This is a genomic window from Microvirga sp. ACRRW (genome assembly GCF_022346925.1).
Taxonomy (GTDB): domain Bacteria; phylum Pseudomonadota; class Alphaproteobacteria; order Rhizobiales; family Beijerinckiaceae; genus Microvirga.
The window spans coordinates 60,569-75,765 of sequence record NZ_JAKRNJ010000001.1; the positions used below are offsets into that span (position 1 = coordinate 60,569).

15 protein-coding genes are annotated in these 15,197 nt (G+C 63.3%); 8 read left to right on the forward strand and 7 right to left on the reverse strand.

The features are described from left to right. Positions 1 to 564: a nitroreductase gene (locus MHY87_RS00375; RefSeq protein WP_239348400.1), complete on the reverse strand. Its 564-nt coding sequence runs from the start codon at positions 562 to 564 to the stop codon at positions 1 to 3. Between the two features lie 275 nt (positions 565 to 839). Here MHY87_RS00375 and MHY87_RS00380 point away from each other — a divergent pair, with 275 nt between their 5' ends. The 3 genes from MHY87_RS00380 (at position 840) to MHY87_RS00390 (ending at position 5,683) form a co-directional block, all read left to right on the forward strand. Further along, positions 840 to 3,284 carry a YfhO family protein gene (locus MHY87_RS00380; protein ID WP_239348401.1) on the forward strand — a complete coding sequence of 815 codons (2,445 nt, stop codon included), beginning with the start codon at positions 840 to 842 and terminating at the stop codon, positions 3,282 to 3,284. Between the two features lie 25 nt (positions 3,285 to 3,309). Then, positions 3,310 to 4,239, forward strand: coding sequence for a hypothetical protein (locus MHY87_RS00385; protein ID WP_370644826.1), 930 nt, complete (start codon positions 3,310 to 3,312; stop codon positions 4,237 to 4,239). A gap of 115 nt (positions 4,240 to 4,354) precedes the next feature. Then, positions 4,355 to 5,683, forward strand: coding sequence for a CBS domain-containing protein (locus tag MHY87_RS00390; protein WP_239348402.1), 1,329 nt, complete (start codon positions 4,355 to 4,357; stop codon positions 5,681 to 5,683). A gap of 99 nt (positions 5,684 to 5,782) precedes the next feature. On the opposite strand, the gene thrS is transcribed toward MHY87_RS00390, so the two are convergent. From thrS to MHY87_RS00405, 3 genes are all read right to left on the reverse strand, one after another. After that, a complete protein-coding gene (gene thrS, locus MHY87_RS00395) occupies positions 5,783 to 7,795 on the reverse strand; it encodes a threonine--tRNA ligase (RefSeq protein ID WP_239348403.1) in 2,013 nt (670 codons plus the stop codon). Between the two features lie 77 nt (positions 7,796 to 7,872). Continuing rightward, complete coding sequence (yidD, locus tag MHY87_RS00400; RefSeq protein ID WP_239348404.1) at positions 7,873 to 8,202, reverse strand: membrane protein insertion efficiency factor YidD; 330 nt, start codon at positions 8,200 to 8,202, stop codon at positions 7,873 to 7,875. Then, positions 8,202 to 8,648: an iron-sulfur cluster assembly scaffold protein gene (locus MHY87_RS00405; RefSeq protein ID WP_239348405.1), complete on the reverse strand. Its 447-nt coding sequence runs from the start codon at positions 8,646 to 8,648 to the stop codon at positions 8,202 to 8,204. Before MHY87_RS00405 ends, yidD begins: the two co-directional genes overlap by 1 nt. Positions 8,649 to 8,825: 177 nt before the next feature. On the opposite strand from MHY87_RS00405, the gene folE reads away from it, so the two are divergent. From folE to MHY87_RS00425, 4 genes are all read left to right on the forward strand, one after another. Further along, entirely contained in the window at positions 8,826 to 9,458 is a 633-nt protein-coding gene (folE, locus tag MHY87_RS00410) for a GTP cyclohydrolase I FolE (RefSeq protein WP_239348406.1), read from the forward strand. A 28-nt stretch (positions 9,459 to 9,486) separates the two neighbouring features. Continuing rightward, positions 9,487 to 9,903: a phosphoribosyl-AMP cyclohydrolase gene (gene hisI, locus MHY87_RS00415; protein WP_239348407.1), complete on the forward strand. Its 417-nt coding sequence runs from the start codon at positions 9,487 to 9,489 to the stop codon at positions 9,901 to 9,903. A gap of 82 nt (positions 9,904 to 9,985) precedes the next feature. Next, on the forward strand, positions 9,986 to 11,158 hold the full coding sequence (locus MHY87_RS00420) for an MFS transporter (protein WP_239348408.1): 1,173 nt from the start codon (positions 9,986 to 9,988) through the stop codon (positions 11,156 to 11,158). 75 nt (positions 11,159 to 11,233) lie between these two features. Continuing rightward, positions 11,234 to 12,247 (forward strand): patatin-like phospholipase family protein, encoded by a 1,014-nt coding sequence (locus tag MHY87_RS00425; protein ID WP_239348409.1) that lies wholly within the window; start codon positions 11,234 to 11,236, stop codon positions 12,245 to 12,247. Here the strand turns inward: MHY87_RS00425 and MHY87_RS00430 are convergent, their stop codons facing one another. Both MHY87_RS00430 and MHY87_RS00435 read right to left on the reverse strand, forming a co-directional pair. After that, the gene (locus tag MHY87_RS00430; RefSeq protein ID WP_239348410.1) at positions 12,248 to 12,679 is read right to left on the reverse strand and encodes a CBS domain-containing protein; all 432 of its coding nucleotides are present in this window, start codon (positions 12,677 to 12,679) and stop codon (positions 12,248 to 12,250) included. It abuts the gene before it with no gap. Between the two features lie 115 nt (positions 12,680 to 12,794). Next, entirely contained in the window at positions 12,795 to 13,613 is an 819-nt protein-coding gene (locus MHY87_RS00435) for a rhomboid family intramembrane serine protease (RefSeq protein ID WP_239348411.1), read from the reverse strand. Between the two features lie 394 nt (positions 13,614 to 14,007). On the opposite strand from MHY87_RS00435, the gene MHY87_RS00440 reads away from it, so the two are divergent. Continuing rightward, on the forward strand, positions 14,008 to 14,592 hold the full coding sequence (locus MHY87_RS00440; RefSeq protein WP_239348412.1) for a transglutaminase-like cysteine peptidase: 585 nt from the start codon (positions 14,008 to 14,010) through the stop codon (positions 14,590 to 14,592). Between the two features lie 52 nt (positions 14,593 to 14,644). Here the strand turns inward: MHY87_RS00440 and MHY87_RS00445 are convergent, their stop codons facing one another. After that, the gene (locus MHY87_RS00445; protein WP_239348413.1) at positions 14,645 to 15,175 is read right to left on the reverse strand and encodes a gamma carbonic anhydrase family protein; all 531 of its coding nucleotides are present in this window, start codon (positions 15,173 to 15,175) and stop codon (positions 14,645 to 14,647) included. Positions 15,176 to 15,197: the final 22 nt, after the last annotated feature.

The window sequence follows — 15,197 nt, forward strand, 5'->3', positions numbered from 1 at the left end:
TTAGAACCGGGTGACGATGTCGGTGAGGTTCGGGCGCTCGCGGTCCGTGGGTTTCTCGGTCGGCGTGCCGATATGGACGAAGCCTGCAATGCGCTCGTTGGGCGCAAGGCCCAGGGCGTCCAGCACGCGGCGGTCGAAGGCGGCCCAGCCCGACAGCCAGGACGCGCCATAGCCCAGGGCATTCGCCGCATGCAGCAGGTTCACGCACACGGCGCCCGCCGAGAGAACCTGCTCCCATTCGGGGATCTTCACGTGAGGCATCACGCGGGACACAACGGCCACCACCAGCGGAGCCTTGGCGAAGCGCTCGCGTTCCGTGGCGATCTTCTCCGCATCGGCATCGGGATGATCGGCTTGGAAAGCCTTGACCAGAACCTCGCCCAGCCGCTGCCGGGCCTCGCCTTCGATAAGAATGAAGCGCCAGGGCACCAGCTTGCCGTGGTCCGGTACCCGGGCCGCCGCCGTGAGCAGGGTCTCTACCTCTTCCGCACTCGGGCCGGGGCCTCCCAACCAGCGCGGGGGCACGGAACGACGGCTCAAAAGGTTGGAAAGGCTATCATTCATGGGATCTTCATCCAACTTGGCTTATGTGAGACAATGTTTTTGAAAGGTCCGTGAAAGCTGCGGGCGGGACGCTTCAAGATCTGCCTTGGTCTTGCCGTCTTGCTGCTGTTGAGAACCACGGGCGTCTCAAGACGTCAGGCCGTTGCACAATCAACAAATGGCAACGGATGTATAGGGGGAGTGCGGCGATCCGCCAAGCAGGTTCCTTCCTGCGGCAAGCCTGAGGGCTGACGCAAGGATGGCCGGACCGCTTTGCGAAGCGCCGCTGGTAACACATGCAGACATCCTTGCTCGGACCCGACGGTCCCGTTCCATCCCCGGCATGGTCCAGGCGCCAGACGCTTCTGGCCCTCGGCCTGATCCTGGCCGCTTGGGCCTTGGCCGCCGCCATCTGGCCGCTCACCGGCTCCGTCGTTCCGTGGGATTCGAAGAACCAGTTCTATCCTACCCTGCGCTATCTCGGCACGGCCTTGTCCCATGGCGAGCTGCCGCTCTGGAACCCCTATCATTTCGGCGGTCACCCTTCAGCTGCCGATCCGCAATCGCTTCTGTTCACGCCCACCATGCTCTTGTTCGGCTGGCTCAAGCCGGATCCGTCCATGGAGCTGTTCGATCTCGTGATCTTCGCCCATTTCCTGCCCGGCGCGCTGGCCTTCATTCCGCTCTTCCGCCGCCGGGGCTGGCATTGGTCGGGCGCGGTGGTGGCCGCCATCGTGTTCATGCTCGGTGGCTCGGCGACCGCCCGCCTTCAGCACACGGGCATCATCCTGAGCTACGGGTTCTTCCCGCTCGCCTTCTGGCTCCTCGAAGAAGCACTGGACCGCCGCTCCTATCGCGTCGGCGTGCTCTTTGCCCTCATTGCCTCCATGATGGTGATCGGGCGCGATCAGGTGGCGTTTCTCTGCGCCCTGACCCTGATCGGTCTCGCCGGACACCGCATCTGGACCGCGCCGAAACCCCTCGCCTATCTGCGCTCGCGCCTTCCGCTTCTCTTAAGCATGGCCTTCATCGGCGGCACGCTGCTGGCGGTGCCGGTCATCCTGACCATGCAGTTCCTCGCCACCTCGACGAGGCCTTCCTTCGGCTTCGGCGTGGCGGCCATGGGCTCCCTGCCGCCCGAAAGCCTGGCGACGATCCTGTTCGGCAACATCTTCGGCTCGCTGCGCTGGACCTACGATTACTGGGGTCCGGACTGGCACAGCCTGTCCGAGGGCACCTGGACCGACCGGGCCACCAACTATCTGTTCATCGGCACGATCCCGGCTCTCTTCCTCCTTTGGCACGGCATTGCCGGGGGCAGGCTTTTCGCGCGCGAGTTCCGGTTCTTCCTGGTCGTCGGCGTGCTGGCCCTGTTCTATGCGCTCGGCCGCTATTCACCCGGTTTCGAGGCTGTGTTCGATCACTTGCCCGGCGTGAATCTCTATCGCCGCCCGGCGGATGCAACCTTCCTCATCAACATCATCCTTGCCTTCGCCTCGGGCTATCTCGTGCACCGCTACGCCACTGAAGGAATGCCGAGCTGGAACGAGGCCGCCCTCGGCCAGCTCCGCATCGCGCTCCCTGCCCTTGCCGTCGCGCTTGTGATTGCCGCCATCGCCAGCGGCGTCGCATTCGCCATCCAGGGCGGCTTCGTCGCATCCTCTCTCACAGATGCAGGCGGCGGCCTCCTGGCGGCTGGCATCGTCATGGCGCTCATGACCAAGCTGGGCGGAGGCGCCTATCGGCGGGAGGCCATCGCCGCCGCTCTCGTGGTCCTCACCGGCGCGGAGCTGATCAGCCGTCATGCGGCCTCGGCGATGAACGCCGAGCCTGCGGGGCGCTACACGGTCTTCACCCAGCTGCCGCCGGAGCAGTTGCAGGGCCTGCAGATCCTCAAGCGCGAGCTTGCCGACCGTCACAGCCAGGGCGAATATCCCCGCGTCGAGATCCTTGGGTTGCAGGGCTCCTGGCAGAATGCCTCCATGGTTCTCGAGATCGAGGACATCATCGGCTACAACCCCCTGCGCCTTGCCGATTACGAGCGCGCCATCGGACCGGGCGAGAACGCCGAGGACCCGAACCTGCGCCAATTCCCCGCGTCGTTCCGGGGCTATGAATGCGATCTCGCGGGCCTGCTCGGGCTCGACTATCTCGTCCTCGACCGTCCCGTCTCGAAGCTCCCCCGCCACTTCCCGCGTCTTGCCGATGCGGAGGTTGTCTACGGCACCGGCAAGATGTGGATCTACCGTCTCAACACCACTGGCCGCCGCGCCTACATGGCGCAGCATGTGCAGGCGGTGGATTCGGAGGCCGTGGTGGGCGCGGATGAACTGCCCGACTTCAACCGCGAAACGGAAGCGCTGATCGATCAGGCGAGCATGCCTCTGCTCAAGGCCCATTATGCGCCCGTGCGTCCCACCGGCGAGAAGCCTGACAGCAAGGTGAGGATCGTCAGCTACAAACGCAATTCCGTGACCCTGGACGTCGAGAGCGCGGAGCACGGCGTGCTCGTGCTGCACGACATCTATTATCCGGGCTGGGAAGCAAGCGTGGACGGCGAGCGCCGCCCGGTGCTTCGGGCGAACCTCCTGTTCCGTGGCGTGGAAGTGCCGGCCGGCAAGCACCGCGTCGAATTCGCCTTCCGCCCCCTTTCCATTGAGAATTTAGTTGCAGCGGCCACCGATCTCGTGGAAACCGAGGAAGCGCCGATCAAGACCGCCGTCGTCACGCCTGGGCGATAGCGGGAATATTCGAACTCTTTTGATGATGATGTTTCTGAACTCCCGCATCTCGGCCTTAAGCCTTTTCGCTCTGCTGACGGCATCCGCCGCCTCCGCCCAGAGCATGACTCAGCCCCTCGGAGCGGCCCCGCAGCCCTTCGGGCCGCCGACACCGGGCGTGCCCTCGTTCTCGCAGAGCCCGCCCCCTACGCTGACTCTCAAGCAGGTGGCGGTGAATGCGGGCGCAGTCTTTTCCGAAAGCAACGAGCCGATCCGCTCGGGCTTGGTCTGGCGCGTTTTCGAGGACAGGGGCGACACATCTCAGCCGAACATCGTCGCACGTTCCAGCAACCCGACGCCGAGCTTCACCCTGGCGCCGGGGAACTACATCGTGCATGTGGCCTATGGTTTCGCCAGCGCCACGAAGCGCATCAGCGTGCAGTCCGGCAACCTGAACGAGCGCCTCGTGGTCAGCGCCGGGGCGTTGCGGCTGAAAGGTGCGGTCGGCGAAAGCCCGATTGCGGCAAGCCGCGTGTCCTTCTCCGTCTATGTGCCGGAAGCGCAGAACTCGGAAGGCCGCCTCGTCATCGCCAATGCCAAACCCAATGAAGTGATCCGCCTGCCCGAGGGCAGCTATCACGTGGTGTCCACCTACGGCGACGCGAACGCGATCATGCGCAGCGATCTGAAGGTGGAATCCGGCAAGGTCACGGAAGCGACCCTCAATCACCGCGCGGCCACCGTCACGCTCAAGCTGGTAGCGTCCGAGGGCGGAGAGGCTTTCGCGGGAACGGCGTTCAGCGTGCTTACCCCCGGCGGCGACGTGATCCGCGAAGCCATCGGCGCGTTTCCGTCCGTGACATTGGCGGAAGGCGAATATGTTCTGATCGCCCGTCACGAAGGCAAGGTCTTCACGAAGGACTTCAAGGTCGAGAGCGGCCTCGACCGGGACATCGAAGTTCTCGCCAAGCCCTAAATCCTGAACCTTTCAGCCCTCCCCGCATTGACCGAACGTCACAACCATTTGCGTTCGGTCGCGCCGGGCATGCGCTCATTTCCTTCAAGGCGTGACCTTGAGAGGAATGAAGCTCATGAGAATTTCTGACATCATGACCCGCAACGTGCGCGTGGTCTCGCCCGACAGAACTATCCAGGAAGCCGCGCGGCTCATGGATGAGATGAATGTCGGCGTTCTGCCCGTCTGCGACGGACGCCGCCTGCGCGGCATGATCACCGACAGGGACATCACCGTCCGCGCCACCGCAGCGGGCCTCCCACCGGATACCACGCACGTGCGCGATGTCATGTCGGACAATGTGTGGTGGTGTTTCGACGATGACGATGTGGGCCACATCGTGCAGCTCATGAGCGATCATCAGATCCGCCGCCTGCCTGTCGTCGATCACGATAAGCACCTTGTGGGTATCGTAGCCCTCGGCGATCTCGCCACCGACAGCGAGAGCGACGCCTCCCGCGCGCTCCATCGCATCTCCACCCCATCCGAGCCCGACCGCACGGGAACGCCCACATCATCGCGCGCAGATCAGACCAGAGGCGGCGGTCAAGCGCGCCTGACGGGAGATGAGCGGCGTGAGCTGGAGAGGCGCATGAGCCGGGGCGATGACGACTGGCGTCACCGCCCGCACGATTACCGTGAGGATCGCGGCAGGCATACCCGGCGCGATGACAGGCGTGGTGGCGTCGAATTCCGTTTCCGTGACGAGGACGATGTGCGCGCCGCCTTCGGCAGCTTCGGCTATCCGGGCGAGGAGAACATGCGCGATGCACGCATGCGCGGCGGCTTCGGCGGCGACGGCTATCAAAGCTACGGGGATGAATATGCAGGCCGCGGTTCTGCTGGACGCGGCTATCATCCGAAGCGTTATGGCGCTTCGACCATTACGGGCGAGCGCGCCCGTCCCGGTGACGACAGCAGCGAGAGCGATCGTCTCATGCAGGATCGAGAGCGCACCTGGAGCCTTGTGAACGAGCGCCGCGATCACAGCAATTACGGCATGGGTCCCGGCAACACCCGCTTCGGCAACGATGCCACCGCGAGCCGTGGCGAAGTACGCCGCGACGATCATCGCGGACGAGGACCGCGCAACTATCAACGCTCCGACGACCGCATCCGCGAGGACGTGAACGAACGGCTCAGCGACGATGTGCGCGTCGATGCATCGGAGATCGAGGTTGCCGTGCAGAACCGCGAGGTCACCCTCACCGGCACGGTGCGCGACCGCAATGAGAAGCGCTGGGCCGAGGACATCGCGGAGTCCGTGTCGGGTGTCGCGCATGTGCAGAATAACCTGCGCGTCGGGCAGCGCACAACTGGCACTGAAGCAGGCGATGCATCCGCCGTCCGCAGCGGCACGACTCCCGGTGGGCGCGCAAGCGGAAAGCAGCGGCAGAATTCATAACAAACTCCGTCCTCATCCTGAGGAATTGAGTTTTTTGAAACGAAAAAGGCGGCGCTTCTTTCGGAAGCGCCGCCTTTATTCATTCGTAGATCGGAAGCCTTAAGGGACCGTGCCTGCCACCACGTGATGTCCGTCGAGGGTGGCGTGGCCTTCCGGCTCCGACACGGCCTGTGCGACGCGGCGCAGGTCCGGCGTGATCGCCTCTGCGGCGAGCGCCTTCAGCGCCTCGTCGAGCGACATGGACGTCTGGTCCTGGCTGCCGAGACGGCGGATCGAGACGGTGCGCTCGGCGGCTTCCTTGCGGCCCACCACGAGAAGCACCGGCACCTTCACCAGCGAATGCTCGCGGACCTTGTAGTTGATCTTCTCATTGCGAAGATCAGCCTCGACGCGAAGACCGGCCGCTTCAGCCGCCTTCACCACTTCCATGGCGTAGTCGTCGCCTTCCGAAGTGATGGTGGCGACCACCACCTGCACCGGCGCGAGCCAGAGCGGGAAGTGACCGGCGAAGTGCTCGATCAGGATACCGGTGAAGCGCTCCATGGAGCCGCAGATCGCGCGGTGCACCATGACGGGCGTCTTCTTCTGGCCGTCCGCATCGACGTAGAACGCACCGAAGCGCTCCGGCAGGTTGAAGTCCACCTGAGTGGTGCCGCATTGCCAGTCGCGGCCGATGGCATCGCGCAGCACATACTCGAACTTCGGCCCGTAGAACGCGCCCTCACCCGGATTGATGGACGTCTTGATGCGTCCGCCGGATTGATCCTCGATCTGCTTCAGCACGCGGGTCATTACATCTTCCGCATGATCCCACATCTCGTCGGTGCCGACGCGCTTTTCAGGGCGGGTCGAGAGCTTCACGACGATATCGCCGAAGCCGAAATCGGCGTAGGTCGACAGGATCAGATCGTTGATCTTCAGGCACTCTTCCGCGAGCTGCTCCTCGGTGCAGAAGATATGCGCGTCGTCCTGCGTGAAGCCGCGCACGCGCATGAGGCCATGCAGTGCGCCCGACGGCTCGTAGCGGTGCACGTTGCCGAATTCGGCGAGGCGCAGCGGCAGGTCGCGGTATGACTTCAGGCCGTGCTTGAAGATCTGCACGTGGCCCGGGCAGTTCATCGGCTTGATCGCGAAGACGCGCTCGTCTTCCGTTTGCGTCGCGAACATGTTCTCGCGATACCAGCCCCAGTGACCGGAGGTCTCCCACAGAGCCTTGTCGAGGATCTGCGGCGCGTTCACTTCCCTGTAGGTGCCCTTCAGGCGGCGACGCATATAGGAGATCAGCTCCTGGAACACCGTCCAGCCCTTCGGGTGCCAGAACACGACGCCCGGCCCTTCCTCCTGGAAGTGGAACAGGTCCATCTCGCGGCCCAGGCGACGGTGATCGCGCTTCTCGGCTTCCTCGAGCTGATGGATGTAGTTGTCGAGGTCTTCCTGAGAGGCCCAGGCGGTCGCGTAGATGCGGGTGAGCATCGCGTTGTTCGAGTCACCGCGCCAGTAAGCACCGGCCACCTTCATGAGCTTGAAGGCGTTGCCGATCTTGCCCGTGGAGGACATGTGCGGACCGCGGCAGAGATCGAACCAGTCGCCCTGGAAATAGATCTTCAGATCCTGGCCTTCCGGAATCGCGTCGATGAGCTCGATCTTGTAGGTCTCGCCCTTCTCCTTGAAAACCTGCTTGGCCTTCTCGCGGCTCCACACTTCCTTCGTGAAAGGCTTATCGCGCGCGATGATCTCGCGCATCTTCGCCTCGATGGCCGGAAAGTCTTCCGGCGTGAAGGGCTCGTTGCGCGCGAAGTCGTAATAGAAGCCGTTCTCGATCACGGGACCGATGGTCACCTGCGTTCCAGGGAAAAGCTCCTGCACCGCCTCGGCCAGAACGTGCGCGGCATCGTGCCGGATCAGCTCCAGCGAGCGCGGGTCCTCGCGGTTCAAAAATTCGATCTTGGCGTCCTTCGTGATCGGATCGGCCAGATCCGTCACGGTGCCGTCGAGCGCCATGGCAACCGTGCGCTTGGCAAGCGACTTGGCAATGCCTTCCACGATCTCGCGACCGGAGATGCCGGGCTCGAACTGGCGCTGAGCGCCATCGGGAAATGTCAGGGTAATCATCGTCAAAATGTCTCCTGGCTCACTCCTGCCAACGGAGCAGGTAAGCGGGGGCCGACGGTTTGTTGGAAAAGGCGAAATCAGCCGCCGTCAGGTTCGACTGAATCGCAGACAATCGGGGGAGCGTTGACGCCCCGCCAGCGACCATAGGTCCACGGCTTATACCAGCCCGCGCCTTCGGGCAATGTTTCAGGAACATTGTCGATGCCGGAGGTTCCGAAGGGGCCGCAACGGCAGATGCGGGCAAAGCCCATCCACCCGCCCGGCCAGAAGCCGTACTTCTGAATCGCCTCGTCGGTATATTCGGAGCAGGACGGCAGGTGCCGGCACTGGCGGCCGACGAGGCCGGAAAGGCTGAGCTGATAGCCCCGGATCGCCCAATGCGCCGCACGCTGGACAGGGCTCGGCATCAGGCCCCGCCCTTCGCCCGGTGCGCCTCGATCTGGTCGAGGGCATCGACCACCGCATTGAAGGTGAGAAGAATGGATGCGTGGCGGGCCTTGTAGTCCCGCAAGGGCTCCAGGACCTTCAGGTCTTCCCACTTACCCTGCGGCGGCTCCCCATTTTCCTTGAGCACCCGGCTTGCCGCATCCCTCACCTCGCGCAGTTCCTCGACTGTGGAGCCGATCACATGTTCGCCCATGATGGCGGAAGAAGCCTGGCCGAGGGCGCAGGCCTTCACGTCGTGGGCGAAAGCCGTCACAACATTACCTTCGAGCTTCAAATCGACCGTCACCGTGGAGCCGCAGAGCTTCGAATGCGCCGTCGCCGACGCATCGGGCTCGGGCAAGCGCCCAAGGTGAGGGATATTTGCCGCAAGTTCGAGGATGCGGCGGCTATAGATATCGTTCAGCATTCCGGTCTATGAAAGTTACGCATGGGAACGTTCTCCACGTCTCCCTTTACACCTATATAGAGATCATGACCGAACTCCGCGACAGGGCTGCGTGTTGCCCTCAAGACGGAAGACGGAAGTGAAACACCAGAGGCATCCCCTGCTTCCGCACAGTGCAAGTTGAGAGAGAGGCTCCACGTGAGTGATGTGGTTAAGTCCTTGTCCCCGCGTCTGATTCCAGCCGCCGACAAGCCTATCGACCGTCCCAGCCGGGAGGAAGCCGAAGCGGCTGTTCGGACCCTGATCCGTTGGGCGGGCGACGATCCGCAACGGGAAGGCCTGCACGATACGCCCAAGCGCGTCGCCAAGGCATTCAAGGAATTCTATTCCGGCTACGACGACGATCCGAAGGACGTCCTGAATAAAATCTTCGCAGAAGTAGAGGGTTACGATGACATCGTGCTCGTGCGCGACATCCCCTTCTATTCCCATTGCGAGCACCACCTCGTGCCGTTCTACGGCATGGCGCATATCGCCTATTACCCGACCAAGGGCGTGGTGGGCCTGTCCAAGCTCGCGCGCCTCGTGGAGGTCTATGCCCGACGCCTCCAGACGCAGGAGACCATGACGGCGCAGATCGCTGCCGCCATGGAGCAGTACCTGGAACCGCGTGGCGTAGCCGTGATGATCGAGGCCGAGCATATGTGCATGTCCATGCGCGGCGTGCAGAAGGCAGGTGCGATGACGCTCACCACCCAGTTCACCGGCGCATTTAACGATCCGGCAGAGCAGGTGCGCTTCCTCACGCTCGTGAGACACGGTAAGGCTTGAGGCGATTCCTCAAGCTCTTGAGACTCCCATGTGCGCGTCCTGCCCCAGCATCTTTCCCGCTCCAGGCTCTAAGGCCGAACTCGAGGAGGGCTTCGCCCTCACCCCGCGCTTCGGCGCGGACGGGCTCGTCACCTGTGTCACCACGGATGCGGCGACGGGCGAATTGCTGATGGTCGCGCACATGAACGCAGAGGCCCTCGCCAAGACCCTTGAGACTGGCGAGGCCTGGTACTGGTCGCGCTCGCGCGGCGAGCTCTGGCACAAGGGCGCGACGAGCGGACAGATCCAGACTGTGGTCGAGGTGCGCGTCGATTGCGACCAGGACGCCCTGTGGCTCAAGGTGAACGTGGCCGGCGACGGCGGCTGCTGCCACACGGGCCGCCGCTCCTGCTTCTACCGCAAGGTCGAAACAGTGGATGGAAAGCCTGCCCTCGTTCAGGCGTGAAGAGTGAGCCTCACATCAATGGGAGGCTTTCCTCCGTCGATGATGGGTTCCCATTCACAAACGCTTCGCTAAAAGCGGCTGTATGACACGACGCGATCTTCTCCCGGCCCGCGCGGCCGTCAGCGCCACGTTCTTCGGCAACGGCTTCGGCATCGGCATCTGGGCGGCGCAGCTGCCGCGCTTCAAGGCTGCTCTCGGCTTGTCCGACGGACAGCTCAGCGTCGGCCTCCTCGCCTTCTCCATCGGCGCGGTATTGCTCATGCCGGTCATCGGCTGGGTGATCACACATGTGGGCAGCAGGCTCGCGACCCTCGTCGCGGCACTCTGCTTCACTATCGGCCTGCTCCTGATCGGACTTGCACCCAGCTTAAGCCTCTTCGTTGCAGCCTCTTTCCTGGCTGGCGCCTTCAACGGCTCGCTCGACATCTCCATGAACACCAACGCCACCGTGGTGGAGAAGGCCTGGGGTCAGGCGATCATGTCGTCGTTCCATGCCTTCTTCAGTCTCGGCGGCCTCGTCGGCGCCGCCGTATCGGGATTGCTGATCGCACTCAACCTGTCGATCTTCTCGACCATGCTCGTCTCCTGCATTCTCATGGGCTTGCTCTTCCTGGGCGCGGCCTTCGGCATGATGAGCGAGACGGAGAAAATGGCGAATGAGGGCCACGGCTTTGCCCTGCCCCGCGGTCCCGTGGTGATCGTCGCGGTGCTCGCCATGTTCTGCTTCATCGTGGAAGGCGCGATGGTGGATTGGACGGCGATCTATCTGGAAACCGTCGCAGGCGTGGAACTGAAACAGGCCTTCATCGGCTTTGCCGCCTTCTCGCTCACCATGACGATCTGCCGCTTTCTCGGCGATGCCGTCGTGCGCCGCCTGGGCCGCGTCCGCACCATGCAGCTGGGTGGTTTGCTTGCGGCAGCGGGGCTGGGCCTTGCCGTCCTGGTACCGCAGCCTGTTGCCGCCACCCTCGGATTTGCCCTCGTGGGCTTCGGGCTTGCCAATCTCGTGCCGATTCTCTTCAGCACGGGAGCGCAGATCCCCGGCATTGCGCCGAGCATGGGCGTCGCCATGGTGGCGACCCTCGGCTATGGCGGCTACCTCATGGGCCCACCCCTCATCGGCTTCGGCGGAGACATCGTCGGGCTTCGTGTCATGCTCGCCGTATTGATCCTGTTCGCGCTCACCATCAGCATTTTGTCACAGCGGGCCCTTCGCTCCTCCACTGTTCAGTTTTCGGCAACGCGACCTAAATGAAGCTTGAGAGGCACTCTTCATGCGCCCTTCACCAAGCTGGAGCATGATGGGAACAAACGGCCTTGGAGTTGAGCAATGTTATGGGACGGGATTGCCCGGCGCAGCGCCGGAGCCGGTGGCGGCGGAGGTACGGTGGAGGAGATCAAGCAACCTGCCGAGCAGCCTCCGCGCGCGAAGGTGAAGATCGGCCTGGCCCTGGGCGGAGGTGCGGCGCGCGGCTGGTCGCATATCGGCGTGCTGCGGGTTCTGGATGAGGCGGGCATCGTCCCCGACGTGATCGCCGGCTGTTCCATCGGCGCGGTGGTGGGCGGCTGCTATGCCGCGGGCAAGCTCGATGAACTCGAAGCCTTCGCCATGTCGCTGACCAAGCGCCGCGTCATGGGTCTGCTCGACTTCCATTTCAGCGGCGCAGGCCTGATCGCGGGCGGACGCCTGCAGAAGCTGCTCGACCAGGATCTCACGGATCGCCGCGTCGAGACGCTGCCCATCAAGTTCTGCACCATCGCAACCGAACTCACGAGCGGCCACGAGATCTGGCTGACCCGTGGTCCTCTCGTCCAGGCGATGCGGGCGTCCTATGCCCTGCCCGGCGTGTTCGACCCCGTTCTCATCGGCGGGCGCTGGCTCATGGACGGCGCTCTCGTGAACCCCATCCCCATCACAGCTGCGCGCGCGCTCGGCGCGGATCTCGTGATCTGCGTGAACCTCAATGGCGAGGTGCGCGTGCGCGGAACGGTGATCCAATCCTACGATTCCGAGACGAGCGATCAGAAGGAGATCGAGGAGGTCATCGAGGACGCGCCGCGCAAGTGGAGCCTCTTCTCGGGCGCACGCAACGACAAGCAGCGCAAGCCCGATGCGCCCGGCATGGCCACCGTCATGGTCGATGCCTTCAACATCACGCAGGACCGCATTGCGCGCTCACGCCTCGCGGGCGACCCGCCGGACGTCATGGTCGCGCCCAAGCTCGCCAAGATGGGATTGTTCGAGTTTCACCGCGCGCAGGAATGCGTTGCGCTCGGACGGCAGGCCACGGAGCGCGCCCTGCCGGATATTCTGGAACTGATTCAGGAATCGCAAACAGCCTGATCAGGCGGTGGCGATGTATTCCTTGATCGCCTGACTCTCGGCTTCGATTTCTTCCACGCGCTGCTTTACCACGTCGCCGATGGAGATGATGCCGACGAGCTGCGCTCCCTCGATGACGGGCACATGGCGGAACTTCTGCTGCGTCATCAGCTCCATGAGTTCGTTGATGGAACTGTGGCCGGTGCAGGTGACGACCTGGCCGGTCATGAAGCGCGACACCGGCTGATCGAGAGCCTGCGCGCCATGGGCCGCGACAGCCTTGACGATATCGCGCTCGGAGAGAATGCCGGCGACAGGCTGCCTGTCGTCCACCACCACGACGGCACCGATCCTGCGCTCGGAGAGAAGCCGGGCCGCATCGCCCAGCGAGCTGCCCGCCTCGATAGAGACGACATTGCGTCCTTTCAGCGAAAGGATCTGATCGACGTTCATGTTTTCCCTCCCGTTGAGCGGGGCGAAGGCCTTCTCAGCCTTCGCGACCGCACGCCGATGCGGGCTCATAACCCAACGTCAGCTCTAACGAAGATTGAGCGAATCCGCGGCACTTTCAAGCCGAGATGCGGCGTCCTCTCGCGGGGATCGGGTCCAGCCAGGGAAAGATGGCGAGTCCCACGAGGAAGCCGCCTACATGCGCCTCCCAGGCGATGTTGCCCTCAGCCATGCCGACGGGCTGGACGACGGCGAAGATGTAGTTGGTGGCGAACCACACGCCGAGAAACACCAGGAAGGGCTGGTTCCGGATGATGTCCGCGAAAGGTTGACGCGGCCGCTCGTGAGGCTCGGTGAGCCGTCCCTCCCAGTGCCAGCTGGACGGCGCGAACATGAACCATGCGGCGGCGGCCATGAGGCCGGAGACCGCCCCCGAAGCGCCGATCATCGGCATCACCTGCAGCGGATTTACCGCCACATAGAGGATAGCGCCGCCGACACCTGAGAGGACAGAGAGCAGAAAGAAGCGCCCTGCCCCGCAGCGCCGGGCAATCGGGGTGCCGAAGGCCGCGAGCCAGATGCTGTTGATGATCACATGGGCCCATGATCCGTGGAGCAGCATGTAGGTCAGCGCCGTCCAGGGCCGCCCCTCCCCATCGCCGAGGATGTATTGCGCAAAGGCCGCGATCGGCTCCAGGACATCCTCCGCCGCGCCCTCCTGCAGGGCCCGGACGACCTCCTGGCTGTCGGCGCCGCCATAAGCGACGGCCCAGCGGGCGGGAATCACCGCCCAGTCGATCACCAGCTGGAAATCGGTTTCCTCCGAGAGGAAGAGCATCCGAACGGCATGAATTGCCACCAGAGCGAGAATGCTGAAGGTCACGACCGACGGCAGATTGAAAATCGGCTCGCGGGCACCGGGCTGACGCAAGGGCATGGACAACTTTTTCTTAGGCTGCCAGCATAAGAGAATCGAGGCTGACGGCGGGCGGCAATCTTCTTAATCTAGCCTTCTATCTGGCCTGCCACGCAAGGAAAACCAAGCGCTTAGCTTGACCTTTTGATGACCTAGAGGAATGCTTTCCTCACTACGGTCAAGCCCGCAAACTTTTTGTTAACCATAAAGGAACCGTTTGCAGGCGCGACGCGTTAACTCACCTTTTACTTTCCGCTTGAGCCTTAAATGTAACCATGTCAGTTTGGTTAAAAGAACATTAACCGGCTGGTGGGGCATGCGGCAAGATTATTTCAAAAAAGGCTTTTTTAGCGGCTTAAACGAGAAGTTTTCCTTCTCTGGCAATTTTATCAAAGCAGCCTGCGTCTCGGCCATCATGGTCTTCGCCGGTAACGCAGTCCAGGCTCAGACCCTGGCTTCCTTGCCCACATCGAGCAACCCGATTGCCAGCATGGGCGCGGCCAAGCCTCTCGTCGCCTGGTCGAAGTTCTGCGACACTCACCCCGCCGAGTGCGCCGTCGACCGGTCCGAGCCGGAAACCATCGAGCTGACCTCACAGACCTGGAAGACCATCGTCTCCGTGAACCAGCGTGTGAACTCCTCCATCAAGGCGGTGACGGATGCCGATCACTGGGGCTCCGTGGACATTTGGGACTTCGCCGAAGATGGTCGTGGCGATTGCGAGGACTTCCAGCTCCTGAAGCGCCGCATCCTCGCCGAGAGCGGCCTGCCCCGCCGCGCCATGCGCATGACCGTCGTAATCGACGAACTCGGCGAAGGCCATGCGGTGCTAGTAGTTCGCACCAATCGCGGCGATTACGTTCTCGACAACAAGACCTCGTCCGTCCTGCCCTGGAGCAAGACCGGCTACGTCTACATCAAGCGCGAGAGCCAGGATCAGGTGGGCTGGGTTTCCCTGGGCGGCATCGCTACCTCGCCGACCACCACCGCGAACCGCTAAAACGAACTAGGCCGCTAGCGCCGGTTCCGACAGAATTTCATAATGAGGCGGGTCAGTCGATCCGCCTCATTCCTTTTGCGAAGCGCTTCCAGTTCTCGACATAATGCTTCGCCGACCAGCGCAGCCGCTCGATGGCCGCCTCGTCCAGCACGCGGATCGCCTTGGCGGGCGCGCCGACGATCAGGGAATTGTCCGGAAACTCCTTGCCCTCGGTCACGAGCGCATTCGCGCCCACGAGGCAGTTCCGGCCAATGCGCACATGGTTGAGCACGGTCGCTCCCATGCCGATGAGGGAATTCTCGCCGATGGTGCAGCCATGCAGGATGGCGCTGTGGCCGATGGTGCAGCCCGCGCCCACGCTGAGCGGCGCGCCCATATCCGTGTGCAGCACCGCCCCTTCCTGGATGTTCGTGCCTTCGCCGATGTCGATCATCTCGTTGTCGCCGCGCAGCACGGCGCCGAACCAGATGCCCACATCGCCCCCGAGCCGCACCTTGCCGATCACATGAGCGTCGGGCGCGATCCAGTAACGGCCCTCCTCGGGCAGGACGGGAGAGACATCATCGAGGCTGTAGATCGGCATGGCATTTTCCCGAGCCTGGAAG

Bases quoted from the DNA above. Each gene is read 5' to 3' on its own strand.
- MHY87_RS00375 (WP_239348400.1), bottom strand. From the start codon at position 564: ATGAATGATAGCCTTTCCAACCTTTTGAGCCGTCGTTCCGTGCCCCCG.
- MHY87_RS00380 (WP_239348401.1), top strand. From the start codon at position 840: ATGCAGACATCCTTGCTCGGACCCGACGGTCCCGTTCCATCCCCGGCA.
- MHY87_RS00385 (WP_370644826.1), top strand. From the start codon at position 3,310: ATGATGTTTCTGAACTCCCGCATCTCGGCCTTAAGCCTTTTCGCTCTG.
- MHY87_RS00390 (WP_239348402.1), top strand. From the start codon at position 4,355: ATGAGAATTTCTGACATCATGACCCGCAACGTGCGCGTGGTCTCGCCC.
- thrS (WP_239348403.1), bottom strand. From the start codon at position 7,795: ATGATTACCCTGACATTTCCCGATGGCGCTCAGCGCCAGTTCGAGCCC.
- yidD (WP_239348404.1), bottom strand. From the start codon at position 8,202: ATGCCGAGCCCTGTCCAGCGTGCGGCGCATTGGGCGATCCGGGGCTAT.
- MHY87_RS00405 (WP_239348405.1), bottom strand. From the start codon at position 8,648: ATGCTGAACGATATCTATAGCCGCCGCATCCTCGAACTTGCGGCAAAT.
- hisI (WP_239348407.1), top strand. From the start codon at position 9,487: ATGTGCGCGTCCTGCCCCAGCATCTTTCCCGCTCCAGGCTCTAAGGCC.
- MHY87_RS00420 (WP_239348408.1), top strand. From the start codon at position 9,986: ATGACACGACGCGATCTTCTCCCGGCCCGCGCGGCCGTCAGCGCCACG.
- MHY87_RS00425 (WP_239348409.1), top strand. From the start codon at position 11,234: ATGTTATGGGACGGGATTGCCCGGCGCAGCGCCGGAGCCGGTGGCGGC.
- MHY87_RS00430 (WP_239348410.1), bottom strand. From the start codon at position 12,679: ATGAACGTCGATCAGATCCTTTCGCTGAAAGGACGCAATGTCGTCTCT.
- MHY87_RS00435 (WP_239348411.1), bottom strand. From the start codon at position 13,613: ATGCCCTTGCGTCAGCCCGGTGCCCGCGAGCCGATTTTCAATCTGCCG.
- MHY87_RS00440 (WP_239348412.1), top strand. From the start codon at position 14,008: ATGGTCTTCGCCGGTAACGCAGTCCAGGCTCAGACCCTGGCTTCCTTG.
- MHY87_RS00445 (WP_239348413.1), bottom strand. From the start codon at position 15,175: ATGCCGATCTACAGCCTCGATGATGTCTCTCCCGTCCTGCCCGAGGAG.